The 658-nt window shown below is 43.5% G+C and carries 1 pseudogene; it reads left to right on the top strand.

The features are described from left to right. Positions 1 to 658: pseudogene (locus R7044_RS25920) on the top strand (diguanylate cyclase); the annotation flags it as partial.

Raw genomic sequence — 658 nt, 5'->3', positions numbered from 1 at the left:
CTACAAAAAACTACTACGATGCAGTCAATCGCTATATTGATACTGAATATTCGCGTATCGATAGAGCGTTAACTCGTGGTATCAAAGTCTTAACTGTACTGGACTACAGCTTTACCAACTATTCAAACTTCGCGAACCCTCTTTCTGAAGAGCATAACTCTATTGTGAAAGGCGATATCTGCTATATATGGCCGATTGATGTTTTGCTATTGGAGAACGTTTACAGCGATGGACTGCCAGCGGTTGATGTTGATTACATGATCGTCGGCGAAAAAAGTTTGTGTCAGGCAGGGACGAAAATCAACAAACTTGCAGAACAAAAAGCAGGCTTTGCCCCTTCTTTGTCCTTCCTTCATGATATTGAATCCCACATTGTTGGTATCCATTACATCGATAAACGTGGTTATGTGATTTCGTCGCCCGATAAGTACGCGAAGAATTTTACTAAAGAGCTTTGGTCAACGTTAAAGGCGAGGCCATTCTGGCAAAAAACCGCGCAAGATAAGGTCAACATTACATTGGCTGGGCCTGGGCCGATGCTTGATTCCCTGGAAGGCCAAATCATCAGTTTAACAGTGCCAATTTACGAAAAAGGCGTCCACCAAGGGGTGCTCTCGATTGATTTTGATGTCGATGCGCTGCTCCCGACTTCTGAAAA

Source organism: Vibrio sp. 1402, assembly GCF_033340275.1.
The sequence above is the reverse complement of the archived record's forward strand: the minus strand, read 5'-3'. Positions and strand labels throughout refer to the sequence as shown.